Annotated in this window: 24 protein-coding genes and 1 pseudogene; 5 read left to right on the plus strand and 20 right to left on the minus strand. The window is 68.1% G+C overall.

Features of this window, described 5'->3' with window-relative positions:
• Nucleotides 1-230: 230 nt before the first annotated feature.
• Nucleotides 231-1,790, minus strand: a complete 1,560-nt coding sequence (gene ftsY, locus ACWDTD_RS12855) for a signal recognition particle-docking protein FtsY (RefSeq protein WP_449747486.1) — start codon at nt 1,788-1,790, stop codon at nt 231-233.
• 20 nt (nt 1,791-1,810) lie between these two features.
• On the opposite strand from ftsY, the gene ACWDTD_RS12860 reads away from it, so the two are divergent.
• Nucleotides 1,811-2,029 (plus strand): pentapeptide repeat-containing protein, encoded by a 219-nt coding sequence (locus tag ACWDTD_RS12860; RefSeq protein ID WP_449747570.1) that lies wholly within the window; start codon nt 1,811-1,813, stop codon nt 2,027-2,029.
• Here ACWDTD_RS12860 and smc read toward each other — a convergent pair.
• From smc to rsmD, 9 genes and pseudogenes are all read right to left on the minus strand, one after another.
• Nucleotides 1,942-5,553, minus strand: a pseudogene (gene smc / locus ACWDTD_RS12865) (chromosome segregation protein SMC); the annotation flags it as partial. The gene ACWDTD_RS12860 and the pseudogene smc overlap by 88 nt on opposite strands.
• 77 nt (nt 5,554-5,630) lie before the next feature.
• A complete protein-coding gene (locus ACWDTD_RS12870) occupies nt 5,631-5,918 on the minus strand; it encodes an acylphosphatase (RefSeq protein ID WP_449747487.1) in 288 nt (95 codons plus the stop codon).
• Between the two features lies 1 nt (nt 5,919).
• The gene (locus ACWDTD_RS12875) at nt 5,920-6,378 is read right to left on the minus strand and encodes an OsmC family protein (RefSeq protein ID WP_449747488.1); all 459 of its coding nucleotides are present in this window, start codon (nt 6,376-6,378) and stop codon (nt 5,920-5,922) included.
• Between the two features lie 157 nt (nt 6,379-6,535).
• A complete protein-coding gene (gene mutM / locus ACWDTD_RS12880; RefSeq protein WP_449747489.1) occupies nt 6,536-7,426 on the minus strand; it encodes a bifunctional DNA-formamidopyrimidine glycosylase/DNA-(apurinic or apyrimidinic site) lyase in 891 nt (296 codons plus the stop codon).
• An 8-nt stretch (nt 7,427-7,434) separates the two neighbouring features.
• On the minus strand, nt 7,435-8,142 hold the full coding sequence (gene rnc / locus ACWDTD_RS12885) for a ribonuclease III (protein WP_449747490.1): 708 nt from the start codon (nt 8,140-8,142) through the stop codon (nt 7,435-7,437).
• The gene (locus ACWDTD_RS12890; RefSeq protein ID WP_449747491.1) at nt 8,139-8,783 is read right to left on the minus strand and encodes a YceD family protein; all 645 of its coding nucleotides are present in this window, start codon (nt 8,781-8,783) and stop codon (nt 8,139-8,141) included. Before ACWDTD_RS12890 ends, rnc begins: the two co-directional genes overlap by 4 nt.
• Before the next feature lie 64 nt (nt 8,784-8,847).
• On the minus strand, nt 8,848-9,684 hold the full coding sequence (locus tag ACWDTD_RS12895) for a DivIVA domain-containing protein (protein WP_449747492.1): 837 nt from the start codon (nt 9,682-9,684) through the stop codon (nt 8,848-8,850).
• Between the two features lie 140 nt (nt 9,685-9,824).
• Nucleotides 9,825-10,313 (minus strand): pantetheine-phosphate adenylyltransferase, encoded by a 489-nt coding sequence (coaD, locus tag ACWDTD_RS12900; RefSeq protein ID WP_449747493.1) that lies wholly within the window; start codon nt 10,311-10,313, stop codon nt 9,825-9,827.
• The gene (rsmD, locus tag ACWDTD_RS12905; protein ID WP_449747494.1) at nt 10,310-10,873 is read right to left on the minus strand and encodes a 16S rRNA (guanine(966)-N(2))-methyltransferase RsmD; all 564 of its coding nucleotides are present in this window, start codon (nt 10,871-10,873) and stop codon (nt 10,310-10,312) included. The genes coaD and rsmD overlap by 4 nt, the downstream gene beginning before the upstream one ends.
• Before the next feature lie 197 nt (nt 10,874-11,070).
• Here rsmD and ectA point away from each other — a divergent pair, with 197 nt between their 5' ends.
• The 4 genes from ectA (at nt 11,071) to ACWDTD_RS12925 (ending at nt 14,342) form a co-directional block, all read left to right on the plus strand.
• Nucleotides 11,071-11,595, plus strand: a complete 525-nt coding sequence (gene ectA / locus ACWDTD_RS12910; RefSeq protein ID WP_449747495.1) for a diaminobutyrate acetyltransferase — start codon at nt 11,071-11,073, stop codon at nt 11,593-11,595.
• 87 nt (nt 11,596-11,682) lie between these two features.
• Nucleotides 11,683-12,954, plus strand: a complete 1,272-nt coding sequence (gene ectB / locus ACWDTD_RS12915) for a diaminobutyrate--2-oxoglutarate transaminase (protein WP_449747496.1) — start codon at nt 11,683-11,685, stop codon at nt 12,952-12,954.
• Nucleotides 12,951-13,376, plus strand: coding sequence for an ectoine synthase (locus tag ACWDTD_RS12920; RefSeq protein ID WP_449747497.1), 426 nt, complete (start codon nt 12,951-12,953; stop codon nt 13,374-13,376). The genes ectB and ACWDTD_RS12920 overlap by 4 nt, the downstream gene beginning before the upstream one ends.
• Nucleotides 13,377-13,418: 42 nt before the next feature.
• Entirely contained in the window at nt 13,419-14,342 is a 924-nt protein-coding gene (locus ACWDTD_RS12925) for an NAD-dependent protein deacetylase (protein ID WP_449747498.1), read from the plus strand.
• On the opposite strand, the gene proB is transcribed toward ACWDTD_RS12925, so the two are convergent.
• From proB to folC, 10 genes are all read right to left on the minus strand, one after another.
• Entirely contained in the window at nt 14,315-15,430 is a 1,116-nt protein-coding gene (gene proB / locus ACWDTD_RS12930; RefSeq protein WP_449747499.1) for a glutamate 5-kinase, read from the minus strand. The genes ACWDTD_RS12925 and proB overlap by 28 nt on opposite strands.
• A complete protein-coding gene (obgE, locus tag ACWDTD_RS12935) occupies nt 15,427-16,890 on the minus strand; it encodes a GTPase ObgE (protein ID WP_449747500.1) in 1,464 nt (487 codons plus the stop codon). Before obgE ends, proB begins: the two co-directional genes overlap by 4 nt.
• A 135-nt stretch (nt 16,891-17,025) precedes the next feature.
• Nucleotides 17,026-17,289 carry a 50S ribosomal protein L27 gene (gene rpmA / locus ACWDTD_RS12940; protein ID WP_449747501.1) on the minus strand — a complete coding sequence of 88 codons (264 nt, stop codon included), beginning with the start codon at nt 17,287-17,289 and terminating at the stop codon, nt 17,026-17,028.
• 28 nt (nt 17,290-17,317) lie between these two features.
• Nucleotides 17,318-17,629, minus strand: coding sequence for a 50S ribosomal protein L21 (gene rplU, locus ACWDTD_RS12945; RefSeq protein WP_449747502.1), 312 nt, complete (start codon nt 17,627-17,629; stop codon nt 17,318-17,320).
• 267 nt (nt 17,630-17,896) lie between these two features.
• Entirely contained in the window at nt 17,897-21,031 is a 3,135-nt protein-coding gene (locus ACWDTD_RS12950; protein ID WP_449747503.1) for an Rne/Rng family ribonuclease, read from the minus strand.
• A 443-nt stretch (nt 21,032-21,474) separates the two neighbouring features.
• The gene (gene ndk, locus ACWDTD_RS12955; RefSeq protein ID WP_449747504.1) at nt 21,475-21,891 is read right to left on the minus strand and encodes a nucleoside-diphosphate kinase; all 417 of its coding nucleotides are present in this window, start codon (nt 21,889-21,891) and stop codon (nt 21,475-21,477) included.
• Between the two features lie 58 nt (nt 21,892-21,949).
• On the minus strand, nt 21,950-22,399 hold the full coding sequence (locus ACWDTD_RS12960; protein ID WP_449747505.1) for a hypothetical protein: 450 nt from the start codon (nt 22,397-22,399) through the stop codon (nt 21,950-21,952).
• 147 nt (nt 22,400-22,546) lie between these two features.
• A complete protein-coding gene (locus ACWDTD_RS12965; RefSeq protein ID WP_449747506.1) occupies nt 22,547-23,431 on the minus strand; it encodes an undecaprenyl-diphosphate phosphatase in 885 nt (294 codons plus the stop codon).
• Between the two features lie 99 nt (nt 23,432-23,530).
• Nucleotides 23,531-23,953 carry a DUF4233 domain-containing protein gene (locus ACWDTD_RS12970; RefSeq protein WP_449747507.1) on the minus strand — a complete coding sequence of 141 codons (423 nt, stop codon included), beginning with the start codon at nt 23,951-23,953 and terminating at the stop codon, nt 23,531-23,533.
• Entirely contained in the window at nt 23,950-25,401 is a 1,452-nt protein-coding gene (folC, locus tag ACWDTD_RS12975; protein WP_449747571.1) for a bifunctional tetrahydrofolate synthase/dihydrofolate synthase, read from the minus strand. The genes ACWDTD_RS12970 and folC overlap by 4 nt, the downstream gene beginning before the upstream one ends.
• Nucleotides 25,402-25,495 lie beyond the last annotated feature (94 nt).

Below are 25,495 nucleotides of genomic sequence, written 5' to 3' on the forward strand. Positions count from 1 at the left end.
ACAACTATCCCTCCTAATCCCACCGTGACGACGCACGGCGCTTGACCTGGAGAGAAGGGTGCTTTGTGTTTGTTTCAACGATGCCGATTACAGGTTTCAGGCATGTGAACCAACGCCCGGTTTATATTTCGTGGCGGTAACACCGCAGGTGGCGAGGAAAGGTTTTGCCGGACCCCGGGCGCACCTATGCGCGCTGCCGAATATCTACTCCGCACTCTGTGCGGTGCCACTTACAGCAGCGCGTCGACGAACGCCTCCGGCTCGAAGGGCGCGAGGTCGTCGGCACCCTCACCGAGCCCGACAAGCTTGACCGGCACACCGAGCTCGTCCTGGACATGGAACACGATGCCGCCCTTGGCCGTTCCGTCGAGCTTGGTCAGCACCACGCCGGTGATGTCGACCACGTCGGCGAAGACGCGTGCCTGGGTGAGACCGTTCTGACCGACGGTGGCGTCGAGAACCAACAGCACCTCGTCGACGGGTGCCTTCTTCTCGACGACCCGCTTGACCTTGCCGAGTTCGTCCATCAGTCCGGTCTTGGTGTGCAGACGGCCGGCGGTGTCGATGAGCACGACGTCCACGCCGTCCTCGACTCCCCTCGCGACCGCGTCGAAGGCCACCGATGCCGGATCGGCCTGTTCCTTGCCTCGCACGATGTCGGCGCCCACCCGTTCACCCCACGCCTGGAGCTGGTCGGCGGCAGCGGCACGAAATGTGTCGGCGGCACCGAGCAGCACACGTCGTCCATCTGCGACCAGCACGCGCGCCAGTTTGCCGGTGGTGGTGGTCTTTCCGGTGCCGTTGACGCCGACGACGAGCACCACCGCCGGGGACTGCGCGTGGGGCAGCGCGCGCACCGATCGGTCGAGCTCGGGGTGCAGTTGCTCGACCAGCACCCGCCGCAACAGGGCGCGGGCGTCGGCGGCGGTGCGCACCGGATTCGTGGCGAGTTCGGTGCGCAGACGCTCGACCACCGCTGTGGTGGACGCCGAGCCGAGGTCGGCCATCACGAGGGTGTCTTCGATCTCCTCCCAGCTCTCCTCGTCGAGATCACCCGCACCGAGCAAACCGAGCACGCTCTTGCCGATGGCCCCTTGCGACCGCGACAGACGCCCACGCAGCCGCCCCAGACGGCCGGCGGTGGGCGCGATCTCTTCGCGCGGCGGAGCCGCCACCGCTCCGGACGCATCCGACGGGACATCGACGGCCGCGGCATCCGTGCCCTGCTCTGCGGTCTCCGGTACGGCGGTCTCGGGTTTAGCGGTCTCGGGTTCCGCGACCGCCGGTGCGGCGGTCTCGGGTTCCGCGACCTCCGGTGCGGGGGTCTCCGGTGCGGCGGTCTCCGGTGCAGAGGTCTCCGGTGCAGCGGTCTCCGGTGCATCGGTCTCCGGTTCTGCGGTCTCGGGTTCGGCCGTCTCCGGTGCGGCGTAGTCCGGCAGTGAGATGTCGGTGATCCCACGCGTGGGTGAATCCCGCGGCACCGACGCGTCATCGCCCACGGCGGGCTGACCGTCGACATCGGTCCGCTCACCGGGCGGTCGCACCGGTGCGGGTGGCTCGACCGTGCCGGTTCCGCCCTGACTGAAGGTGAAGCCCGATCCGGCCCGATATCCCCCCGACCGGTCGACCTGGGGTTTGCTGCCGTCGACCACTTGGGTGTCGGTGGCGGCGCTGCCGGCGTCATCGTGCAACGAGACGCGCCGCCGCCGTGACACCACGAGGCCCACCACGATCAGCGCGAGGATGACGACGACCGCGACGACGATCGCGATGATGATTCCGGTGTTCACTGATTCAGTCCCTGTCCTCGTTGGTTCTGGAAGATTCCTCGCTCGTCGGCACAGTCCTCGTCGGGGCAGTCCTCGTCGGCGCAGTCCTCGTCGGGGCAGTCCTCGTCGGCGCCGTCCTCGTCTGGGGCGTCGAACCCTCCGACCCGTCGGTTTCCGACACCGCGACGGGGATGTCCTGCCCGCGCAACCGTTGCGAGATGACCGTGGTGATCCCGTCGCCACGCATGCTGACGCCGTAGAGGGCGTCGGCCACTTCCATCGTCGGCTTCTGATGCGTGATAACGATCAACTGTGACCGCTCGCGCAGCTGCGCGAAGAGACTGATGAGTCGGCGCAGGTTGGTGTCGTCGAGCGCGGCCTCCACCTCGTCCATGACGTAGAACGGGGACGGGCGGGCGCGGAAGATCGCCACCAGCATGGCGACCGCGGTCAGTGACTTCTCCCCACCGGAGAGCAGTGACAGCCGTTTGACCTTCTTGCCGGGCGGCCGCGCCTCCACCTCCACACCGGTGGTGAGCATGTCGCCGGGTTCGGTGAGCACCAGTCGACCCTCGCCGCCGGGGAACAGGGTGGCGAACACCTGCTCGAATTCGCGCTCCACGTCGGCGTAGGCCTCGGTGAACACCTGCAGGATGCGGGCGTCGACCTCCTCGACCACCGCGAGGAGATCCTTGCGTGCCGCCTTGATGTCCTCGAGTTGCGCCGACAGGAAGTTGTAGCGCTCCTCAAGGGCGGCGAACTCCTCGAGCGCCAGCGGGTTCACCTTGCCCAGGGTGTTGAGGTCCTTCTGCGCCTTGCGGGCCCGCGCCTCCTGGGTGGCACGGTCGTAGGGCATCGGTGCGGGCGCCACCACGAGGTCTCCGCGGGCCTTCGCCTGTTCGTACTCGGCCACCTCGAGGGCCGACGGCGGCATCGGGACCTCCGGGCCGTACTCGGCGATGAGGTCGTCCGGCGACATCGCGAAGTTCTCGAGGACCTGTTCCTCCAGTTGCTGGATGCGCAGCGCCGATTGCGCGCGGGCCACTTCGTCGCGATGCACCGCGTCACGCAGCACGTTGAGTTCTTGGGTGAGGTGCGTGGCCCGTTCGGTGAGTCCCTCCACCGTCCGGGAACGCTCACCCTTGATCCGTTCGAGCTCGTCGCGCCCGGCCTGCGCGGTGGCCACGGCCCGCACGAGACGCTCGGAGACTTCCGCCGCAGCCGCCGCGACATCGGCCGCCACCGCGGCGGCGGCACGACGCGCCTCGTCCTGGCGGCGGGCGCGCTCTCGCGCATCCCGCTCGCGTTGTGCCGCCCGGCGCAGCGAGTCGGCGCGACCGCGCACCGACGTCAGTCGCTCTTCTGCGGTACGAAGCGCCAGCCGCGCCTCCATCTCGCCGGTGCGGGCCGCGGCCACCGCCGCAGCGGCGGCCGTCCGCTCGTTCGCATGCCCGGCGTCGTCGGCGTCGGTGCCGGTGCCCGCAGCGGTCGCTGTCTCGTCGCGGTCCAGACGAAGCCGCTCACGTAGCTGCGCGAGGGTGTCGAGCATGTCGGCCCGGCCTTCTTCGGCCTTGTCGCGCTGTCGCGTCAGGCGTTCGCCCTCGGCCTCGGCGGCGCGGATCTCCTGGCCCAACCGGGCAAGGTGTTCATAGGCCGTGCCCACGGTGGCGTCGGACTCGTGCAGCGCGGCGAGCGCCTCCTCGGCGGCTTCGCGGCGTTCGCGCTGCTCCACCAGGGCTCCCTCGAGGGCCGCCGCGGTCTGTTCGCTGTTCCGGCGCGCCGCAGCGAGGTCGGCGGTCGCCGCGTCGATGGCCGACTGCACCTCCAGCATCGAGGGACGTCGCGACGAACCACCCTCCACCGAGGCGGGACCGATCCGGTCCCCGTCGCGGGTGACCGTGCGCACCCGGTGTTCGCCGGCCAGACGCAAACCCGTGGCGGCGTCATCGACGATCACGGTGTCGGCCAGCACGAGATCGACGGCCCCGCGGACCGACGAGGCGCACGACACCACCGTCGCAGCCCATCGGGCGCCGTCGGGCAACGTGACCTCTGGAGTGGCCGGCGTGTCCGGCAACCCGCCGAGGATCAGCGAGGCGCGACCGCCGTCGCCGCTCTTGAGCGCTTCGAGTGCCCGCACCGCGGCGAGTCCGTCGACGGTGGCGATGGCATCGACGGCCGGACCGAGCGCACCCGCGATCGCGGTCTCGAAACCCGGCTCGACGGTGAGCAGTTCCGACATCGGTCCGAGCAGACCGTCCGGCGCGTGCTCGATCAGCCAGGCGCCGCCGTCGTTGCGTTCGAGTCCCACCGACAGCGCCTCGATGCGTGCGGTCAGTGACGCGATCTGCTGTTCGGCCTCTCGTTCGGTTGTCTGCAGGGTGGCCACCCGCTCGTTCGAGAGGTTCAGCGCCGTCACGCAGCGTTCGTGGTGCTCGTCGAGACCCTGTTCGGACGCCTCGAGTTCACCCAGCGACGTTGTCACCGAATCCTGTTGCGCCTGAGCTTTTTCCGATCGCTCAGCGGCCGCCGCGATCGCCGCGGTCAGCCGAGCGGCCTCGGCCTCGATCCCGTCGGCCTTGGTCTGCAGGCTCTCCACCTGACCTTCGAGCCGGGCGAGTCCCTCGCGGCGGTCGGCCACTGCCCGGACCGCGGCCAGGTGCGCTCGTTCCGCCTCGGCGGCCACCTGTTCGCATTCCTCGAGTTCGAGTTTGGCCCCCTCGAGGTGTTCGGCGGCGTAGGTCGTCGCCTCGGCGAGTTCGGCCTCGGTCAGCGCAGCCTCCTCGGCCTGCCGCTCGAGGTCCTCCGGGTCGGGGCCGCTGGAGGTCACGGTCGGCTCGTCGAGGTAGCGGCTGCGTTCGGCGGCCACCCGACCGGTGGCGTCCACGCGCTCGGCGAGGGCCGAGAGCCGGAACCATGCCTGCCCTGCCTCCGCGGCGGCTGGGGTCACCTGTGCGAGGTGGTCGGAGTGGGCGGCCAGCTCGGCGTTGACCGCGTCGAGTTCGGCGGTCACCTCGTCCTGGCGGGTGCGGATCTCGTCCTCGACGGCGGTGTGCTCGGCCATCTCCGTCCGACGCGTCACCAGATCGTCGGCTGCCAGGCGCAACCGGGCGTCGCGCAGGTCCGCCTGCACGGTTTGCGCGCGGCGGGCCACCTCGGCCTGCCGGCCCAGCGGTTTGAGCTGACGACGCAGCTCGGCGGTGAGGTCACCGAGCCGGTCGAGGTTCGCCTGCATCGACTCGAGCTTGCGGACCGCCTTTTCCTTGCGCTTACGGTGTTTGAGCACGCCTGCGGCCTCTTCGATGAAGGCACGACGGTCCTCCGGGCGCGACTCCAGGATGGCGGCGAGCCTGCCCTGACCGACGATGACATGCATCTCGCGACCGATGCCCGAATCCGACAGCAGTTCCTGTACATCCATCAGCCGGCACGAGTTGCCGTTGATCTCGTATTCCCCGGCGCCGTCGCGGAACATGCGCCGGGTGATCGACACCTCGGAGTACTCGATCGGCAATGCCCCGTCGGCATTGTCGATCGTGAGGGTGACCTCGGCACGTCCCAGTGGCGGCCGGCCGGAGGTTCCGGCGAAGATGACGTCTTCCATCTTGCCGCCACGCAGCGCCTTGGCCCCCTGCTCACCCATGACCCAGGTCAGCGCATCGACGACGTTGGACTTGCCCGAGCCGTTGGGGCCCACCACACAGGTGATCCCGGGCTCGAACCGCAGCGTTGTCGCCGACGCGAAGGACTTGAAGCCCTTCAGGGTCAGGCTCTTGAGGTGCACGACCGTACAGACTACTCACCGGAGCGGATCCGCTGCCCGCTGCGGCTGATCAATCCGCCTCCGGCGGGGGGTGAGTCTCAGCGTTCGGCGAATCCGTGCAGATCACCACGCGCCGGGTCGAATCGCTCCACGACGAGATCGACCCGACCAGGGGTGTCGGCGGACCGCAACCAACTCAGCAGGGCTTCGACGGCGTCCCGGGACCCCTCGGCCACCACCAGGACCCGGCCGTCGGACAGGTTGGTGGCCGATCCCACCAACCCGAGTTCGAGGGCACGCGATCGCGTCCACCACCGGAAGCCCACCCCCTGCACGTGTCCGTGCACGTAGGCGGTGAGCCGGGTCGGGGCCTGTTGACCGCTCATGTCACTCGGACTCGATCCGCAGATCCACGCTGGTCCCCGCCTTGAGCGTGCGGCCGACGGTGCACACCTGATCGACCGCGCGTTCCACCACCACCAGCAGCCGCTGGGCGGCGGCGGGATCGAGTTCGGACAGATCCACCTCGAGCACCTCGTCGAGATGCGGATACACCTCGTTGTCGCGGTCGGCGTCACCGGACACCCTGATGGTGGCGTCGTAGTCGTCGCCGAGGCGACGGGCCAGGGGCCGGTCCGACGACATTCCGGTGCACGCGGCGAGCGCGATCTTGAGCAGTTCCCCGGGCGTGAAGACGCCTTCGACATCCTGCGAACCGATGAGTACCTCGGCCCCCCGCGAACTCTTGCCGGTGTAACGCCGGGTCCCGGTGCGCTGCACCCACAGGTCGGTGTGCGCGGCCTCGACGGCGGGGGCGGTGGCTGTTGCGGTCGGGTCGGTGGTCATCGTGGCGACGACTCCTTCGTCTCGGTCTCGACAAGGCGGTGGGCGTGCGGGCCACCTGCTTCTGCAACCAACGCGGACAGGGCCGGATTGTTCCGGCAGGTCGCCCCGCTCAGTGTCCGGCAGGTCGCCCCGCTCAGTGTCCGGCAGGTCGCCCCGCTCAGTGTCCGGCGGGCCGCCGCTGGCATCGCGGACAATAGTAGGAGCTCCGGTTCATGAACTCCTCGCGCCGCATCGGGTATCCGCATCGACGGCAGGGGGCCCCGGCGCGGCCGTAGGCGTTCAGGGACCGTTCGAAGTAGCCCGACCTCCCGTTGACGTTGACGTAGAGCGAGTCGAACGAGGTTCCGCCCGCGGCGAGCGCATCGGTCATGACCGCGGTGGCGTCGTCGATCAGTTCGGCGAGTTTGGCCCGGGAGATTCCGTCGGTGAGGCGGGCGCCGTGCAGGCGCGCACGCCACAGCGCCTCGTCGGCGTAGATGTTGCCCACACCGGAGATCAGCGACTGGTCGAGGAGGGCACGTTTGATCTCGGTGTGCTTGGCCCGGATACGGCCGACCACGGCATCGCGATCGAAGGCGGGATCGAACGGGTCGGGTGCGATGTGGGCGATGGAGGCGGGCATTGCGTCCGACTCGCCGGGAAGCATGTCGTCGGCCGGCGCGTAGTCGTCCACATGCCACCCGCCGAAGGTGCGCTGATCGACGAACCGCAACTCGTTGCCGTCGTCGAGCGTCGCCCGTATCCGCAGATGGGTGTGATCGGGCGCGCCCACCTTCGCGATGAGCATCTGCCCGCTCATCCCGAGGTGGACCACCAGAGCCTCGTGGTCGCGGCCGTCGGGGGTCACCAGGTCGAGCCACAGGTACTTCCCGCGGCGCCGGGCGGCACCGATGGTCATGCCCGTCACCCTGCCGACCAGGTCGGGTGCGCCCCCGACCTGACGTCGCACCGCGCGCGGATGCAACACCTCGACGCCGGTGATGCGACGGCCGGTGACGTGCTGTTCGAGGCCGGCACGGACAGTCTCGACCTCCGGCAGTTCAGGCATCTGCTGGTTCAGGCACCGGGAGCCGAGGCACGCTCGGTGAGTGTCTGCCAGGCCAGCGCAGCGGCTTTCTGCTCGGCCTCTTTCTTGGTGCGGCCCACACCGTCGCCCACTTGTTCGCCGGCCACCACGGCATGCGCCGTGAACTCCTTGTTGTGGTCGGGTCCGGTGGACGAGATCTGATACTGCGGCGGCCCGTAGCCACGCTCGGCGGCCAGCTCCTGCAGCGAGGTCTTCCAGTCGAGGCCCGCACCGAGGTCGCCGGCCCTGTCGAGCACCGGATCGAACAGCGCGAGGATGATCCGCTGGGACACCTCCAGACCGTGCGCCAAATAGATCGCACCGAACAGCGATTCCAGGCCGTCGGCGAGTATCGAGTCCTTGTCACGTCCGCCCGTCATCTCCTCGCCCCGCCCCAGAAAGAGGTGACGGCCGAGGCCGCCGGGCCCCAACCCCCGGGCCACGTCGGCAAGCGCGTGCATGTTGACCACGCTCGCCCGGATCTTGGCGAGTTCGCCTTCGGCGCGGTCGGGATAGCGCAGGTAGAGGCGTTCGGTGATCACCACGCCGAGCACGGAGTCACCGAGGAACTCCAGACGCTCGTTGGTGGGCAGTCCGCCGTTCTCGTACGCATAGGAACGGTGGGTCAGGGCCAGCGTGAGCAGATCGTCGGGAATCGTGGCGCCCACGGCGTCGAGCAGATCGGCGGCGTCGGTCACTCCGGGCCCCGCGACTCTGCCTCTCCGGCCACCCGGTCGGTGTCGGAACCGGGAGACTGTGACGCGCCGTCGGCGGACGTGCCAAACCTCTCGGTCAGCGCCGCCCACCGGGGATCGATCAGCTCGTGTCCGTGCCCGGGTTCGGCGACGGCCAGTCGCACGCCACACACCGTGCACAGGCCGGGGCAATCGTCGCTGCACAGTGGCGACATGGGCAGCTCGAGCGCCACCGCGTCGATCACCGACTGTCCGAGATCGATGCGGTCGTCGGAGATGCGGTGGATGTCCTCGGCGTCGGAGGTCTGTTCGGTCTCGCTGTCGGGATAGGCGAACAGTTCGGTGAGGAACACCGTCACGGTGCCGTCGATCGGTTCGAGGCACCGTGCGCATTGTCCGTCGGTGTCACCGGAGACGGTCCCGGTGACCAGGACGCCCTCGGACACCGCCTCGAGCCGCATGTCGAGATCGACCTCCGAACCTGCGGGAATGCCGATCATCTCGACACCGATGCGCTCGGGAGTGACGACGGTGCGATGCACCTCCGACATCGTTCCGGGCCGGCGCCCCAGCGATCGGATGTCGAGGACGAAGGGATCGCGCTGCGATGCCGGCGCACCAGGATTCACTGCATTCTCGGCCACATCTGCACGATACGCCCGGGTTGCCGATTCGTCCGGTGTCGCGACACGCCCGTCGAGCGGCCGATCACACGGCCAGCGGCGAACCCTGGTCGCGGGTGTATCCGGCGCCCCGTGCCTGGTCGCCGTGGGTGCGGCGGCCTGCGGCTTCCTCGTCGACGCTGCGCGGATACTCGACGTAGTCGTGCATTCCCGCGCCGGTGCGAAGCTGATGACGCCCACGGTTCACCGAACGGAGGGTGCCGGTCAGGATCTCCTCGAAGTCGGCGAGCTTCTCGTCGACGTAGACGTCGCAATCGCCGCGCAGGCGGTCGGCCTCGGCGTGGGCGGCGTCGATGATCCGTTCGGCCTCCGACTTCGCGGCCGCGACCACCTCGGTCTCGGAGACGAGTCGCTGCTGCTCGGCGATGCCGTCGGCCACCGACTTGTCGTAGGTGCTGTTGGCGGCGTCGACGGTGCGCTGGGCCTCGGCACGCGCGCGACCGGTGACGGCCTCGAATTCACGCGCCGCACTCGTCGACAGGCGGTGGGCCTCACCGGTGGCGTCGTCCACCAGAGACTTTCCGTGCGACGACGCCTCATCGACCATCCGGTCGGCCTGGGCCTTGGCGTCGGCCAGGATGCGGTCGGCCTCGGCACGAGCGTGTGCGAGCACGGCCTCGGATTCCGAATCGGCCTTGGTGATGACGGTGTCGGCGTGGTCCCGCGCGTCACCGATCAGCGTCTCCCGCTGGTCGAGCACGTCTTGGGCGTCGTCGAGTTCACCGGGGATCGAGTCCTTGATGTCGTCGAGCAGCTCGAGCACGTCACCCCGCGGCACCACACAGCCCGCGGTCATCGGGACGCTGCGAGCCTCCTCCACAATCGCCACGAGTTCATCGAGAGCCTCAAATACCCGGTACACAGCTACCCCAATCCGGCGCCTGCCATCTGCTCGTGTGCGGGACTCTTGTCCCATCTGAAACTGATGTGACCATTGTGCCGAATGAGGTCGCTGTGATTGAGGAGGATGATGAGTTGGGCGTGTCGCGCGTGACTCTTGTGTCAGGCGTTGCGTTCGCCGCCCAGGTTGGCCAGCAGCCGTTCATGGATGTGCGGCGACAGATACGGAGACGCGTCGCCACCGAGTTTGGCCACCTCTTTCACCAGCGAACTCGACACGTGTGCGAAGCGTGGATCGGTCAGCAGAAAGACGGTTTCGACGTCGGCGAGTTCCCTGTTCATCTGCGCCATCGGCGTTTCGTAGTCGAAGTCGATCGCCGAGCGCAGTCCCTTGACCAGCACATGGATGTTCTCGTGGGTCAGGTAGTCCACCAGCAGCCCGGTCCACCGGTCCACCCGCACGTTCGGCAGGTCGGCGCAGTCCTGCTCGATCAGCGCGATACGTTCGTCCACGCCGAACAGGCCGCGCTTGTTGGGATTGACCACCACGGTGATCACCACGTCGTCGAAGCAGCCTGCGGCGCGTTCGACGACGTATCGGTGTCCCCGCGTGAACGGATCGAAGGAACCGGGAATCGCGGCCGTTGTCATGGCGTAAACCTACCCACGTCCACGCGGGTGTCCCCATAGGTTCGCGACAGCACCTGCTCGTACACGTCGGGCCAGGTGACCGCGTCGCCGCGCACACCGCGCTCCACCACCACCAGCGCGTCCGGTGCCAGCCAGCCCGCCGCGAGGCGACGCAGGTCGTCGTCGACCTCGGGCGCGCCGAGTGCATACGGCGGATCGGAGAAGACGAGGTCGATGCGTTCGTCCGACGACGGTGCGGTGGCCAGGAATGCCGACACCGCGCCGGTGACCACGCGTCCGCGGCCGACGAGGCCGAGATCGCGCAGGTTGCCGGTGACCACGCGTGTCGCCTGCCGCCGGTTGTCGACGAAGGTGGCCGACGCCGCACCGCGGGAGAGCGCTTCGAGGCCGAGTGCCCCCGATCCCGCGTAGAGGTCGAGGACACGGTCGCCGGTGAGATCGGTCCGTGCGGTCAGCACGTTGAACAGCGATTCGCGAACCCGATCCGACGTGGGGCGCGTTCCCGCATCGGGCACACGCAGCCGACGTCCCCCGTGCTCTCCGGCGATGATCCTCGTCATTCGGACCATTGTGCTCGGCGGTGTGATCGTCGGGCCCCGGCACCGCCGCCGAACGTGACCCGCATCGACGCCCGGCCGCAGGCTGACGTGATGCGTGTCACAATAGTGGACTGAACTGGGCAAAGCGCCGCATATTGATGTCCGATTTGCCCAGCCGGGTGACTCCGCCGAAACGCGTTGTTAACGTCGCAAACGTTATGAGCCCGTCTCTCGCCAGCATGTCCTCGCCCGCCCTCACCGTCAGTTGCCGCATGCCCGCACGCAGCGATGCCACCCGACTCTGGGAGATCGCCGCGGACTCAGCGGTTCTCGACGTCAACTCGAGCTACTCCTATGTGCTGTGGTGTCACGACTTCGCGGCCACCTCCATCGTGGCCGAAGTCGATGGCCGCCCAATCGGTTTCGTCACCGGCTATCGCCGGCCCTCCGAACCGTCGACACTCATGGTCTGGCAGGTGGCCGTCGACGATTCCCACCGCGGACACGGCATCGCCGCAACGATGCTGCACCAGCTCCTCGACCACGTCGAGAGCAGCGGGATGACGGCACTGCACACCACGATCAGTCCTGACAACGTTGGCTCACAACGTCTTTTCGCGTCCGTCGCACGTGACCGGGGACTCCGACTCACGCGGCGCGAACTGTTCGGCGCGAGCGACTTCCCCGACTCGCACGAGCGCGAAGACCTGTATCTGCTCGAACCGGTGACCGTCGCACGCTGACGGGTCGGTCACCACGCCGGCCGCCGCTCAACGTCTGCGCGGCACCGAGTTCCTTCAGCACCAAACTTCCACATCGGAGGATTCTCCATGAAGTCAATCACCACAACGATCGACGACTCGACGTTCACCGACAACGAATCCGAGGTTCGCAGCTACTGCCGCAACTGGCCGACGGTGTTCGGCCGCGCACGCGGCTCCTGGATCACCGACATCGAGGGACGCGAGTACCTCGACTTCTTCGCCGGTGCCGGAGCACTCAACTACGGGCACAACAACCCCATCCTCAAAGAGGCGCTCCTGGAATACATTTCCGGCGACGGCATCACTCACGGCCTGGACATGGCGACCGTGGCCAAGGGCCGGTTCCTCGAGACGTTCCGGGACAAGATCCTGGCTCCGCGAAATCTCGACTACAAGGTGCAGTTCCCCGGCCCGACCGGGACCAATGCCGTCGAATCGGCACTGAAGCTCGCCCGCAAGGTGACCGGACGTGAGTCGATCGTCAGCTTCACCAACGCCTTTCACGGCATGACGCTGGGATCGTTGTCGGTGACCGGCAACTCGATGAAACGCGCCGGAGCCGGTGTGCCGCTGGTGCATTCGACTCCGATGCCGTTCGACCACTATCTCGACGGCACGGTCGAGGACTTCAGCTGGTTCGAGCGGGTGCTCGACGACTCCGGCAGCGGCCTCAACACGCCGGCGGCGGTGATCGTCGAGACCGTGCAGGGCGAGGGTGGCGTGAACGTCGCGCGCGCGCAATGGTTGCGGGGTCTGGCCGATCTGTGCCGCCGCCGCGACATCCTGCTCATCGTCGACGACGTGCAGATGGGCTGCGGCCGGACGGGCGAGTTCTTCTCGTTCGAGGAGGCCGGCATCACGCCCGACATCGTCACGCTGTCCAAGTCGATCAGTGGGTACGGCCTGCCGATGGCCCTGGTCCTGATCCGCCGTGACCTCGACGTCTGGGCGCCGGGCGAACACAACGGAACGTTCCGCGGCAACAACCCGGCTTTCGTCACCGCGACCGCGGCCATCGACCAGTTCTGGTCGGACGACGCGCTGACCCGCGACGTCCACCGCAAGGGCCGTCAGATCGACGAGGTGTTCTCCACCCTCGCCGCGCGGCACCAGGGTCTGTCGACCCGCGGCCGGGGCATGGTTCGGGGACTGGTGTTCGACGAGGCGACGTCGGCGGCCAAGGTCTGCGCGCATGCCTTCGGCTCGGGACTGCTCGCCGAGACGTCCGGACCATCCGACGAAGTCGTCAAACTCCTTCCGCCACTGACCATCTCAACCGAAGAACTCGATCGCGGACTCGGCATTCTGGTCGATTCCGTGGAGGCGGTGATCGCATGATCGTTCGCACCACCGACGAGATCACCGGCACGGAGCGAGAAGTCGCCGACCCCAAGGGGAATTGGGTGTCCAAGCGCATCGTGCTCGGGGGCGACCGCGTGGGATTCTCGTTCCACGAGACCACCATCAACGCCGGCAGCGTCAACGAGTTCCACTACGCCAACCACGTCGAGGCGGTGTGGCTCGTCGAAGGCGAGGGGACACTTCTGGACCGGGAGAGCGGCGAGACCTATCCCCTCGGTCCGGGCACCATGTACCTGCTCAACGGTCACGAGCGGCACACGGTGACCGCCGAGACACAGATGCGCATGCTGTGTGTGTTCAATCCGCCCGTCGTGGGGACCGAGGTACACGACGAGAACGGCGTGTATCCGCTGGTCACCGTGCCCGAACAGCCCAACGGCAGGCACGCGGAAGCCTGAGCGCGCCACGGCGGCACGGCATTCTGCCCTACCCTGGAAAGGGTGCGCACGCGGTTACAGATCGGCTGGACACCGGCCGAACCGACCCCGCTCGACCCGGATCTCGACGACCGGATCGAGCGACTGCGGCGTGTGCTCGACGGACGCCGGATCGTCGCATTGACCGGCGCGGGCATCTCCACCGACTCGGGCATCCCCGACTACCGCAGTCCCGGCGCCCCGGTCCGCACGCCGATGACCTTGGAGATGTTCTTGTCGTCGCCGCAGTTCCGGCGTCACTACTGGGCACGTAATCATCTGGGGTGGCGGCACATGGATGCCGCCCGCCCCAATGCGTCGCACCTTGCGCTCACCGACCTGCAGCACAATGGTCGCCTGAGCACCGTGATCACCCAGAACGTCGACATGCTGCACACAAAGGCCGGCACCCGCGGAGTGATCGAACTGCACGGATGCTACGGGCGGGTGCGGTGCCTCGACTGCGGCGCGGTGATGTCCCGCCGGCGTCTCGCCGAGGTGCTCGAGGTGCTCAATCCCGGATTCGCCGACCGAGTGGCCGGTCGCGGTGCCATCGAAGTGGCCCCCGACGCCGACGTGACCCTCACCGACACCAGCGAATTCGTCGTCGCCGACTGCGCAGTGTGTGGCGGTGTCCTCAAACCCGACATCGTGTACTTCGGCGAGAACGCGTCGAAAGACGTTGTTCAGCAGGCATTTTCCGCCGTCGACGAGGCCGACGCAGTTCTCGTGATCGGGTCGTCGCTCACGGTGATGTCCGGTCTTCGTTTCGCCCGACACGCGCACCGCACGGGTAAACCGCTGGTCGTCATCAATCGCGGCGCCACCCGCGCCGACGACATCGCCGAACTCAAGATCGACCACTATTGCGCAACGGTGTTGCCCGCATGGAGTTCTCGGCTCACGCAGGTGACCGAGGACTACAGCGCCACCAGGTCGTCGGCGTGAATCACCGGCCGATGTAGTTCCGGTGGCAGTTCCGACGTGGATCGACCGACCATCCGGGCCACGTCGGAGGAATCGTAGCTGCTGACGCCCCGGGCGCGGACCACGCCGCCGGTGTCGACCAATTCGACCACATCGCCGTCGTAGAACGGTCCGCGCACACCCACCACCCCTGCGCCGAGCAGAGAGCGGCGCCTGCGCGACACCGCGGTCACCGCACCCTCGTCCAGCATGATCTGCCCACGCGCGTCGGCGGCGTGCCGAACCCAGAACCGCCTGGCCGACAATCGTTCTGCCCTGGCGGCGAACACCGTGCCCACCGAGGCGTCGGCGAGCGCCTTGTCGGCGTCGGACGCCGCGGCGAGTAGCACCGGCACGCCCGCATCGGCCGAAAGCCGTGCCGCGGCAAGCTTGGACGCCATACCGCCGGTGCCCAGTACGCCACCGGATCCGGCGATCACACCGTCGAGGTCGTCGGGTCCGGTGACCTCAGGGATCAGCCGCGCGCGCCGGCCGTCGGGACCGACCGTGCGGGGATCGCCGTCGTAGAGGCCCGCGACATCCGACAACAACACCAGTGCGTCGGCTCCCGCCAGGTGCGCCACCAGCGCGGCGAGGCGATCGTTGTCGCCGAAGCGGATCTCGTTGGTGGCCACCGTGTCGTTCTCGTTGACCACGGCAACCGCGTGCAGGGTGCGCAACCGGTCCAGGGTCCGCTGCGCGTTGGCGTGGTGTGCGCGATTGGAGATGTCGTCGGCGGTGAGCAGCACCTGGCCCACCGTGCGTCCGTAGCGGTGGAACGAGGTGCCCCAGGCGTGCGCGAGCGCGAGCTGCCCGACGCTCGCCGCCGCCTGCTTGGTGGCCAGATCGGTCGGGCGCCTTTTGAGCCCCAGCGGTGCGATGCCTGCGCCGATCGCGCCGGAGGACACCACGATCACGTCGGTTCCGGCCCGCATCCGCGCTTCGAGCGCATCGGCCAGCCGGTCGAGACGGTCGCGGTCGAGGCCGTGATCGAGGTCGGTGAGGGCCGACGAACCGATCTTGACGACGATGCTGCGGGCACCGGCGATCGATTCGCGGACGTCGCTCACCGCTCGTCGCTTTCGGGGTCCTCGTGCAGGCCGCGTCGCACCCGACGGGCCTCCTTGCGCTCTGCCGCGCCCACCCGCTCGGAGCGGTCGAGGCGAATGTCGGTGCCGCGTCCGGTGATCGGGACGTCGTCGCCCATCGGAGTGGTCGGCTCCCAGTCGAAGGTCATCTCGCCGATGGTGACCGGCGCGCCGGGCTGCGCGCCCAGACGGACCAGTTCGTCCTCCACGCCGAGTCGATTGAGCCGGTCCGCCAGATAGCCGACGGCCTCGTCGTTCTCGAACTGCGTCTGCGCGATCCAGCGCTCGGGTCGGGTACCGCGGACGATGAACCCGCCGGGGGTGGCCGGATCTGGGACCACCGTGAAGCCGGAGTCGTCGACCGCCTTGGGCCTGATGACGGCACGTCGGGCAGCGGGTTTCGGATGTGCCGCACGGTATTCCGACACCATCGCGAACAGCGCGTTGGTCAGCTCTTTGAGTCCCTGGTGGGTGACCGCAGAAATGCGGAACACCGGCCAGCCGCGTGCGGCGAGTTCGGGTTCCACCAGATCGGCGAGTTCGGCCGCATCGGGCACGTCGATCTTGTTGAGGATGATCACACGTGGCCGTTCGGCGAGATCGCCGAGTCCGTGATCGGCGTCGAGGGCGGGCTGGTAGGCGGCGAGTTCCGCCTCGAGCGCGTCGATGTCGGAGACGGGGTCGCGGCCGGGTTCGAGTGTGGCGCAGTCGACCACGTGCGCGAGCACGGCACAGCGTTCGAGATGGCGCAGGAACTCCAGACCGAGTCCGCGGCCGGTGGACGCGCCGGGGATCAGGCCGGGCACGTCGGCGATGGTGAAGACCCCACCGGGTGTCTGCACCACACCCAGGTTGGGGGCGAGCGTGGTGAACGGGTAGTCGGCGATCTTGGGTTTGGCCGCCGAGAGCACCGACACCAGCGACGACTTGCCCGCCGACGGGAATCCCACGAGTCCCACGTCGGCAACCGATTTCAGTTCGAGCACCAGGTCGCGGTGCTGCCCCTCCTCGCCGAGCAGCGCGAAGCCCGGCGCCTTGCGCGCCCGCGATGCCAGCGCGGCGTTGCCCAGTCCGCCGCGACCGCCCTGCGCGGCGTCGAACGTCGTTCCCTCCCCCACCAGATCGGCGAGGATGGTGCCGTCCGCGTCGAGTACCACGGTGCCGTCGGGTACGGCGAGCACCAGGTCTTCTCCGTTGGCACCGTCGCGGTTGTCGCCCATTCCGGGTTTACCGTTGCCGCCTTTGGCGTGCGGGCGGAAGTGGAAGTCGAGCAAGGTGTGCACCTGCGGGTCGACGACGAGGCGCACCGATCCGCCGTTGCCTCCGTTGCCGCCGTCGGGCCCGCCGAGCGGCTTGAACTTCTCCCGGTGCACCGACGAACAGCCGTGGCCCCCGTTGCCCGCGGCGACGTGAATGGTCACCCGGTCGACGAACCGCGACATGACGTCCTACTTCCCGGCCGCCTGCGGCGACCACATTTGCTCAGAATTGCCCGACCAATAGCAACAGGGCGGGCCGGGTGCGTATGCCCCTGCCCGCCCTGTGATGAGAGCTCATGCTCTCGAAGGTCCGCTCGGTCAGGCCTGAGCGGTCTCCGGAACGATGTTGACGGTCTTGCGACCACGCTTGGTGCCGAACTCCACCGCGCCCGCCTCGAGGGCGAACAGGGTATCGTCGCCGCCGCGGCCGACGTTGACGCCGGGATGGAACTTGGTGCCGCGCTGACGAACGAGGATCTCGCCGGCGCTGACCTGCTGTCCGCCGAAGCGCTTCACACCGAGCCGCTGGGCGTTGGAATCACGACCGTTGCGCGAGCTGGACGCGCCCTTCTTGTGTGCCATGTGTCAGTCCTCCTGAAAAAGTCGGAAACTACTTGATACCGGTGACCTTGAGGACCGTCAGCTTCTGACGATGACCCTGGCGCTTGTGGTAGCCGGTCTTGTTCTTGAACTTGTGGATGCGGATCTTGGGGCCCTTGACGTGCTCGACCACTTCGCCGGTGACAGCGATCTGGGCCAGCTTGTCCGCGTCGGTGGTGAGCGTCGACCCGTCGACGACCAGGGCCACGGGCAGGCTCACGGTGCTGCCGGGCTCGCTGTCGATCTTCTCGACCTTCACAATGTCGCCCTCAGCGACCTTGTACTGCTTACCGCCGGTCTTGACGATCGCGTACGTTGCCATCGAAGCTGTCCTCTTACTCATCATCTCGGGCTCGTGGCGCGGTTGTCGCGCACGAGCGTTGTGGGTGTGTGCGTCCCGGTGTGGGCCGCACGGCATCGAGCTGTTCAGCCCGGGATGCTCACGGTTCACACCAGAGGGCCTGTCCGCTGGTCTCGAGAACCGTGCATCGTTACCGGCACAGCTCGAACCCGCCGCGGAAGGCGACCAAACAAGATTACGGGACCGGTCGCCGTCGGGTCAAACTCGCTCCCACCATGTCCTGGCTGGTCAGTCCTCCACCGGAGGACCCGCGGGCCGCCCTGCGGTGCGTCGTCGTGGACGCCGCCGCACCGCCACCGGCGCCGTCTCGGTCGAGACCGGGCCGAACGTGGTGAGCGGCTGGGCGGGCGCCGGACTGGTCACCGAAACCACTTCGGGGGACGTCGTGGTCGGAGACGCGGCACGTCGCACCGCCCGCCGACGGCGTTTCACCGCGCCGGTGTCGGGCACGCTCGACCCGGTTTCGGGCACGCTCGACCCGGTGTCGGGCACGCTCGACCCGGTGTCGGGCACGCTCGACCCGGTGTCGGGCACGCTCGATGCGGTGTCGGGCACGCTCGACTCCGTTTCGGGCACGCTCGAGTCGGTGTCGTGGGAGTGGGCGGCCATCGCCCGGAACATCGGGTGTTCGGACGGGTTGTGCGTGGGGGCGGGTTTGGGCTCGGGCTGATCGTTCTTCTTCTTGCCGCGCCGCGACCGCTTGGACCCCGAACCATCGGCACGGTCGGTGTCCTCGGTCCGGATCTCCACGGGACTCGAATGAACGATGATCCCGCGGCCACCGCAGGTGGTGCAGGTGGTCGAGAACGCCTCCAGCAGGCCGGTGCCCAACCGCTTGCGCGTCATCTGCACCAGCCCGAGGGAGGTGACCTCCGACACCTGATGGCGGGTGCGGTCCCGGGCGAGCGCCTCGGTCAGGCGACGCAACACCAGGTCGCGGTTCGACTCGAGCACCATGTCGATGAAGTCGACGATGATCATTCCGCCGATATCACGCAGCCGCATCTGCCGGACGATCTCTTCGGCCGCCTCGAGATTGTTGCGGGTGACGGTCTCTTCGAGGTTGCCGCCCGATCCGGTGAACTTGCCGGTGTTGACGTCCACCACCGTCATGGCCTCGGTGTGCTCGATGATCAGCGTGCCGCCCGAGGGCAGCCACACCTTGCGATCGAGCGCCTTGGCGAGTTGTTCGTCGATGCGGTGCACCACGAACGAGTCCGGGGCGTCGGCGTGCGGACGCTCGAATCGCTGCACGCGGTCCATCAGGTCGGGCGCCACGGAACTGACGTAGCCCTCGACCAGGTTCCACGCCTTGTCACCCTCGACGACGAGTTTCTTGAAGTCCTCGTTGAACATGTCGCGGACCACCCGCACCAGCAGGTCGGGTTCTTCGTAGAGCGCGCGCGGCGACACAGAGCCGGAGCCCTTCTTCGCCTTCTGGAAAGCGTCGTCGATGGACTTCCATTGGTTTTCCAGGCGCTCGATGTCGGCACCGAGATCCTCGGCGCTCACGCCCTCGGATGCGGTACGGATGATCACCCCGGCATCCTCGGGCACCAGCTTCGCCAGCACCTGCTTGAGCCGTTTGCGTTCGACGTCGGGAAGCTTGCGGCTGATGCCGGTCGACGAACCACCCGGCACGTAGACCAGATACCGCCCGGCCAGCGAGATCTGAGTGGTCAGCCGGGCACCCTTGTGACCCACCGGGTCCTTGCTCACCTGGACGAGCACGTTGTCGCCCGGCTTGAGTGCCTGCTCGATCTTGCGGGAGCCGCCGTCGAGTCCGGCCGCGTCCCAGTTGACCTCGCCGGCGTAGAGCACCCCGTTGCGGCCGCGGCCGATGTCGACGAAGGCGGCCTCCATGCCCGGGAGAACGTTCTGCACGCGGCCGAGGTAGATGTTGCCGACCATCGACGACGACGTCTCGGTGGTGACGAAATGCTCGACGAGAATCCCGTCCTCGAGCACAGCCACCTGGGTGTAGTCCTCGATCGGGGTGGCGTGGGCATGACCGTCGCCGGACGGCTGGGCGAGAAGGTTGTTGGCGCTGCGTTCGCGCACCACCATCACGCGGTCGACGGCCTCGCGACGGGCCAGGAACTCCGACTCGCTCAGGATCGGCGGGCGGCGACGTCCGGCGTCACGGCCGTCGCGGCGGCGCTGACGCTTGGCCTCGAGACGTGTGGAACCGGAAATGCCCTGAACCTCGTCCCTGGCGCGCTTGCTCCGGGGTTCGCGCTCGTGCACCACGGTGTTCGGCGGATCGTCGGGCGAGCCCTCTTCGGCCTCGGCACCGCCCTTGCGGCGACGCCTGCGGCGACGACGCTTCGACGACGAGCCCTCCCCATCGGCCTCATTACCGTCTGCCGAGCCGTCTTCATTGGTGTCCGACGAATCGCTCTGCTCATCGTCGGTGTCGGCGGAGTCCGCGTCGGCGCCCGCCTTCGACGGCTTCTTGCGTCGCTTGCCCGACGGTCGCGCAGGCGAATCGCTGCTCTCGTCGCGCTCATTGTCCGACGAGTCGGCGCCGCTCTGCTCGCCCGCGTCACTCTCCTGGTCGTCGCCGGAGTCGGTGCGCTCGTTCTGGTCCCCGCGCCCGCGCCCGCGACCCCGGCGTCCCCGGCGACGTTTGCGGTTGCGGCCATTGCCCGACGAGTCATCGTCGGTGTCGGTGTTCTCCGCCGCGGATTCCGCCTCGTCGCCCTCGACCGTCGCCTTCTGTTGCGACGGCTTCTCCTGTGGCGCCCTGTCCTGGGACTCTGCCTTCTGCTGATTGGGCTTCTGCTGATCGGGTTTCTGCTGGTCCGGCTTCTGCTGGTCCGGCTTCGCGGCGGGCTTGGTGGCCGCAGCCACCTCGGCAGCGGTCGGTTGCAGGAACAACGGGCTCGCCGCGGCATCTTCGAACGCCTGCGGTGGCACCGGTTCGGGCACCTCGATCGCCGAGAACAGCGACGGCGCGTCGGCGGTCTGCGGGGTGGATGTTTCCCCACCATCTGCCGGCGACACCTCTGTTGAGGCGTCCCCCGCGGGTGACGCCGGGGAAGATGTGTGCGCTGGTGCATCGGAATCTGGCTGCGCTGGTGCGTCGGAATCTGCCCGCGCAGGAGCCTCTTCCACCGCGACGGCCGATTCATCGACCTCGACGTGGTCGCGCACCCGGGCAGCCACCGCCTGCGCGACGTCGCGTTCGACGCTCGACTGCGGGCTGCGTGAGTGCCAGCCGAGTTCGGCGAGGTGGGCGAGCACCTGCCTGCTGGTCAGCCCCAGGACGCGGGCGAGCGCGTGCACACGGAGCTTGCTGGGAAAATCTTGTGCCGGATCCGACGCTGCGTTCGCGTCAGCCGGCGACCCGTTGTCGGTCACTCGTGTCTCCTCGAACCCCCGGGCGCGTCAATCTCCGCGGCCACGCGAGGGTCTGTCGTGTGTCCCGGTCCGTGCGGACCGGTGTTGTGTGGTCTGCGCGCCCTCGCCGCTCGGTGATCTGCGACTGCGAAGCGCTCTTGCTGGGTGACGGGGTCCGTTTCACCGTCCACGCCATCTCCGGTGGTCGCGGCCCGACGAGCACTGAGCTCGCCGACGACGTCGACTCATCGGCATCGATGGGGAAGGCTGCGTACCGTGGCGAATGCCGATGTTGTCGGCGACCTCGCCCCGGATACCGGGCTCCATCGGTGTCCTCGCGAACAAAGTGTGTTCGCGATAACTGGACAAGTATCCCACACCGCGGGTTGCTTCCCGCAAGCTATGCGTGATTGCGCGCGGCGGCGGCGTTCGGGTGCCGCCGCGCGAGCGGTGTCCCGAGTCGGTCAGCGCTCGAGCGCGGGGAACCAGAGGGCGATTTCGCGCTCGGCCGATTCCGGCGAATCCGAGCCGTGCACCAGGTTGTTCTGCGTACTCAACGCGAAGTCGCCGCGGATCGTCCCGGGGACGGCCTTCTCGACGGGGTCGGTGCCACCGGCGATCTGCCGGAATGCCGCGACGGCGCGCGGCCCCTCGAGAACCGCCGCAACCAACGGTCCCGAGGTGATGAACTCCAGCAACGCGGGATAGAAGGGCTTGCCTTCATGCTCGGCGTAGTGGCCGCGCGCGACGTCGTCGCTTGCCGTCTTGAGTTCCATGGCCACCAGGGTGAGGCCCTTGCGTTCGATCCGGCTGATGATGTCTCCGACCAGGGCTCGGGCGACGCCGTCCGGCTTGATGAGTACGAGAGTCCGTTCAGTCACGAGCACACTGTATCGACTCGTTCACCGCGCCGGGCTACGACGGCGCGGGTTGAATCGATCATCGAGGGCAGTACTGTTCCGCGACCGGAAAGAATCCGTAGTCGAACAGGTTGCCCGGCGTGGTCTGCGGGCTGACGACCACCTGAAGACATGCGCCCGGAGTGGCCACCGCTGCCGCCGTCGCCCGATCGAACTGCGCCGCGAACGCCAGGTTGGCCGCCCGGTAGGTGGCCGGAACGGGCAGCGCGGCGACGGCCTCGGGCATCTTCATCGTCGCCACCCGCTCGGTGATGCCGCGCGTGGCGAGGTAGCTGTACCCGCCCGGTGGCGTCGGCATCGGAACACCCACCTCGGGACCTTCGGACACCGTCGGCGCCGGGGGCGCTGCTTCCGTAGCGCCGACGCCGACGAACAGCGCGGCGGACCACGCGGCCGCGATCACGAGCAGAGCCGGCAGGCGGCGAATTGTGCCTCGGCTGGGCTGACGAACGGCAATCGCGGCGCTCACACGGCTCCTCGGGATCGGCATCGGTGAACCCGAGAACACAGACAAATACGACCCCCGGGTGTGCGTATTGTCACAGACTCCGGCCCGGCGGGGAATCCCCCACGGGTAACGGTTGCGCACCGGATCTTCGATGGCGGCAACTCGCGCTCAGGCGAAATGAACGATGCTGATCCCGCCTGCGATGAGGCAGTAGACGACGAACGGATAGAGCGTCCGGGTGTGGAAGTACTTCGCCAGAAACGCGACGGCGGCCAGTGCGGCCAGGAACGCGCACAGCGATCCGACGAGGACCTGCCCGCCGATGCCCTGACCCTCGGGGCCGAACAGTTCGGGGATCTTGAGCACACCGGCAGCGAGGATCACCGGCGTGGCGAGGAGAAAGGCGAATCGCGCGGCATCTTCGTGATCGAGTCGACGCAACAGGCCCGCCGAGATCGTGACACCCGAGCGCGAGATGCCCGGGAAGAGGGCGAGGATCTGCGCGCTGCCGATACCCGCGCCTTCGGCCATCGTCAGATCCGTTGCGGCCCGGTCGTTGTCCGAGAGCGAGTGCCGACCCGCCGCCGATCTGCGGCGGCGCAGCAACTCAGCGGTCAGCAGTACGAGTCCGTTGAGGAACAGGAACACCGATGCCGCGAGCGGCGTGGCGAACAGCACCCGAAGGGGTTTCTCCGCGAGAAGACCCACGATCCCCACGGGGATGGTGCCCGCGATGATGAGCCAGGCCAGCCGCGCGTCGTCGGTGTCGACGCGCCGGCGGCGCACCGATGAGATCAGCCCGGTGACGATCCGCACCCAGTCGCGCCAGTAGAAGATGATCAGCGCAACGGCCGTGGCCACGTGCAACGCCACGACGAACGCCAGGAACGGCGTGTGACCGGCAGTGGCGGACTCGGTGACGAGTCGTTCCCAGTTCCCCCCGAGCCACGCCGGAACGAGAATCGAGTGACCGAGACTGGACACGGGGAACAGTTCGGTGACGCCCTGCAGCAGGCCCATCACCACCGCCTGCGGATAGGTGAGGTCACTCATACGGCTACTCGACTCGCGATCACGCCCGCCACTGTAGCGAATCCCGTTGTGCCGCATGAACTCCGACAAACCGCATGTTGCCGGGCAAAACCGGCACGCTCAGCCGTCGATGGGTTGCTGTCCGGGTAACTGGCCGCGCTCGATCCGCCGTTCCACGTCGATCTTGATGTAGCGGATGTAGAGCCAGACGAACAGGAAGATCACACCGATCACCGCGATGGACCAGTGGAACACTCCCCCGGCGATCACCAGGATCTGTAGGCCGAGGTCGAGTCGCAGCGCTCCCGGCCGGCCCTGCCGCCCGGCCGCGAGGATCAGCAGCACGGTCACCACGGCGAGGTAGCTTCCCGACACCCAGGTGATGCCGTTGCCCACCCGCGCCACGATGGGAAACGTCAGGATCATCACGATGACCTCGAGGATCAGGGTGCCGGCCATCACGCCGCGCAAACCTTTCCACGGGTCGTTGACCGGCGGGGTGAATCGCTGTGGCGCCGTGGCGTTCTCGTCGGGAGAGCTCATGCGGGGTCCTTCCCGAACAGGGTGCGCCCGGCACCGGCGGTCACCACCGAACCGGTGATCACCACGCCCGCACCCGACACCGGTTCGCCGTCGGATTCCTCGGCCAGGCCGATCGCGGTCGCCACCGCATCGGGCAGGAACGGTTCCACCGCGACCCGCTCCTCACCGAACACCTCTCGGGCGATCTCGGCCAGCGTCTCGGTGTCCAGTGCGCGCGGCGACCCGTTGTTGGTGATGACCACCTGGTCGAGCACCGGTTCGAGTTCGGCGAGCACGCCCTCGGCGTCCTTGTCGCCGAGTACACCGACCACCCCGACAAGCCGGCGGAAGTCGAATTCCTCCGCGAGTGCCCGCGCCAACGCGCGGGCACCGTGCGGATTGTGCGCGGCGTCGACGAACACCGACGGGGCGCTGCGCACCCGTTCGAGGCGCCCCGGACTGGTGACCGATGCAAATCCCGTGCGCACCGCATCGACGTCGAGTTGCCGGTCGGGTCCGGCGCCGAAGAACGCCTCCACCGCGGCCAGCGCGAGCGCGGCATTGGCCGCCTGGTGCTCGCCGTGCAACGGAAGGAAGATCTCGTCGTACACGCCGCCGAGTCCCTGGATGCGTAGCAGTTGTCCACCGACCGCGGTGATCGTGTCGAGAACCGCGAACTCCGAATCCGCGCGCGCGACGATGGTGCCCTTGTCGACGGTTTCGCGCAGCAGTACATCCATCACCTCGGGCGGCTGCGGCGCCAGGATGGTCACCGGGTCGGTCACCACCAGATCGTCCTTGGCGCGCTTGATGATCCCGGCCTTCTCCCCCGCGATGGCGGCCAGCGAATCACCCAGATAATCGGCGTGGTCCATGGCGATCGGGGTGATCACGGCCACCGTCGCGTCAACCACGTTGGTGGCGTCCCAGCGTCCACCCATCCCGGTCTCGACCACGGCCACGTCGACCGGGGCCTCGGCGAAGTAGGCGTAGGCGATCGCGGTGAGCACTTCGAACTTGCTCATCCGCGGTCCGCCCGCGGCCGTCGACGAATCGTCGACCATCGTGATGTACGGCTCGAGGTCACGATAGGTGTCGACGTAGGCCCGCGCGCCGATCGGATGGCCGTCCACCGCGATCCGCTCGGTGACGCGTTGCAGATGCGGACTGGTGTATCGGCCGGTGCGCCGATGCAGCGCGGTCAGCAGGGCGTCGATCATCCGGGTGACCGAGGTCTTGCCGTTGGTGCCGGCCACGTGAATGGCCGGGTAGGCGTGCTGCGGCGATCCGAGCAGATCCATGAGCGCCGAGATTCGGGTGAGTGACGGTTCGATGCGCGTCTCGGGCCACCGCGTGTCGAGTTCGGCCTCGAGGTCGGCGAGTTCGGCCAGATCGGCCGGACCGTCGGTCACCAGCAGGGGCGGCTCGCCTTGCGGGTCGTCGTCGGTCAGCAGCGAGGCCAGATCCATCGGATCGGGCTCCACGTCGTTGCCCTCGAACCCGGCGATGTCCTCGGCGGTGAAGATCGGCCCGTCGTCGTCGTCCGGATCGGAGAAGTCCCGA

The sequence above is a fragment of the Gordonia sp. NPDC003425 genome (assembly GCF_053588635.1).

What these genes read in the sequence shown, in the direction of transcription:
- rsmD (WP_449747494.1), bottom strand. Translation starts at nt 10,873, where the DNA reads ATGACGAGGATCATCGCCGGAGAGCACGGGGGACGTCGGCTGCGTGTG.
- rpmA (WP_449747501.1), bottom strand. Translation starts at nt 17,289, where the DNA reads ATGGCACACAAGAAGGGCGCGTCCAGCTCGCGCAACGGTCGTGATTCC.
- ACWDTD_RS12875 (WP_449747488.1), bottom strand. Translation starts at nt 6,378, where the DNA reads ATGACCACCGACCCGACCGCAACAGCCACCGCCCCCGCCGTCGAGGCC.
- folC (WP_449747571.1), bottom strand. Translation starts at nt 25,401, where the DNA reads ATGGATCTGGCCTCGCTGCTGACCGACGACGACCCGCAAGGCGAGCCG.
- ectA (WP_449747495.1), top strand. Translation starts at nt 11,071, where the DNA reads ATGAGCCCGTCTCTCGCCAGCATGTCCTCGCCCGCCCTCACCGTCAGT.
- ACWDTD_RS12920 (WP_449747497.1), top strand. Translation starts at nt 12,951, where the DNA reads ATGATCGTTCGCACCACCGACGAGATCACCGGCACGGAGCGAGAAGTC.
- mutM (WP_449747489.1), bottom strand. Translation starts at nt 7,426, where the DNA reads ATGCCTGAACTGCCGGAGGTCGAGACTGTCCGTGCCGGCCTCGAACAG.
- rplU (WP_449747502.1), bottom strand. Translation starts at nt 17,629, where the DNA reads ATGGCAACGTACGCGATCGTCAAGACCGGCGGTAAGCAGTACAAGGTC.
- ACWDTD_RS12870 (WP_449747487.1), bottom strand. Translation starts at nt 5,918, where the DNA reads ATGAGCGGTCAACAGGCCCCGACCCGGCTCACCGCCTACGTGCACGGA.
- ectB (WP_449747496.1), top strand. Translation starts at nt 11,683, where the DNA reads ATGAAGTCAATCACCACAACGATCGACGACTCGACGTTCACCGACAAC.
- coaD (WP_449747493.1), bottom strand. Translation starts at nt 10,313, where the DNA reads ATGACAACGGCCGCGATTCCCGGTTCCTTCGATCCGTTCACGCGGGGA.
- obgE (WP_449747500.1), bottom strand. Translation starts at nt 16,890, where the DNA reads ATGTCGCGGTTCGTCGACCGGGTGACCATTCACGTCGCCGCGGGCAAC.
- ACWDTD_RS12970 (WP_449747507.1), bottom strand. Translation starts at nt 23,953, where the DNA reads ATGAGCTCTCCCGACGAGAACGCCACGGCGCCACAGCGATTCACCCCG.
- ACWDTD_RS12965 (WP_449747506.1), bottom strand. Translation starts at nt 23,431, where the DNA reads ATGAGTGACCTCACCTATCCGCAGGCGGTGGTGATGGGCCTGCTGCAG.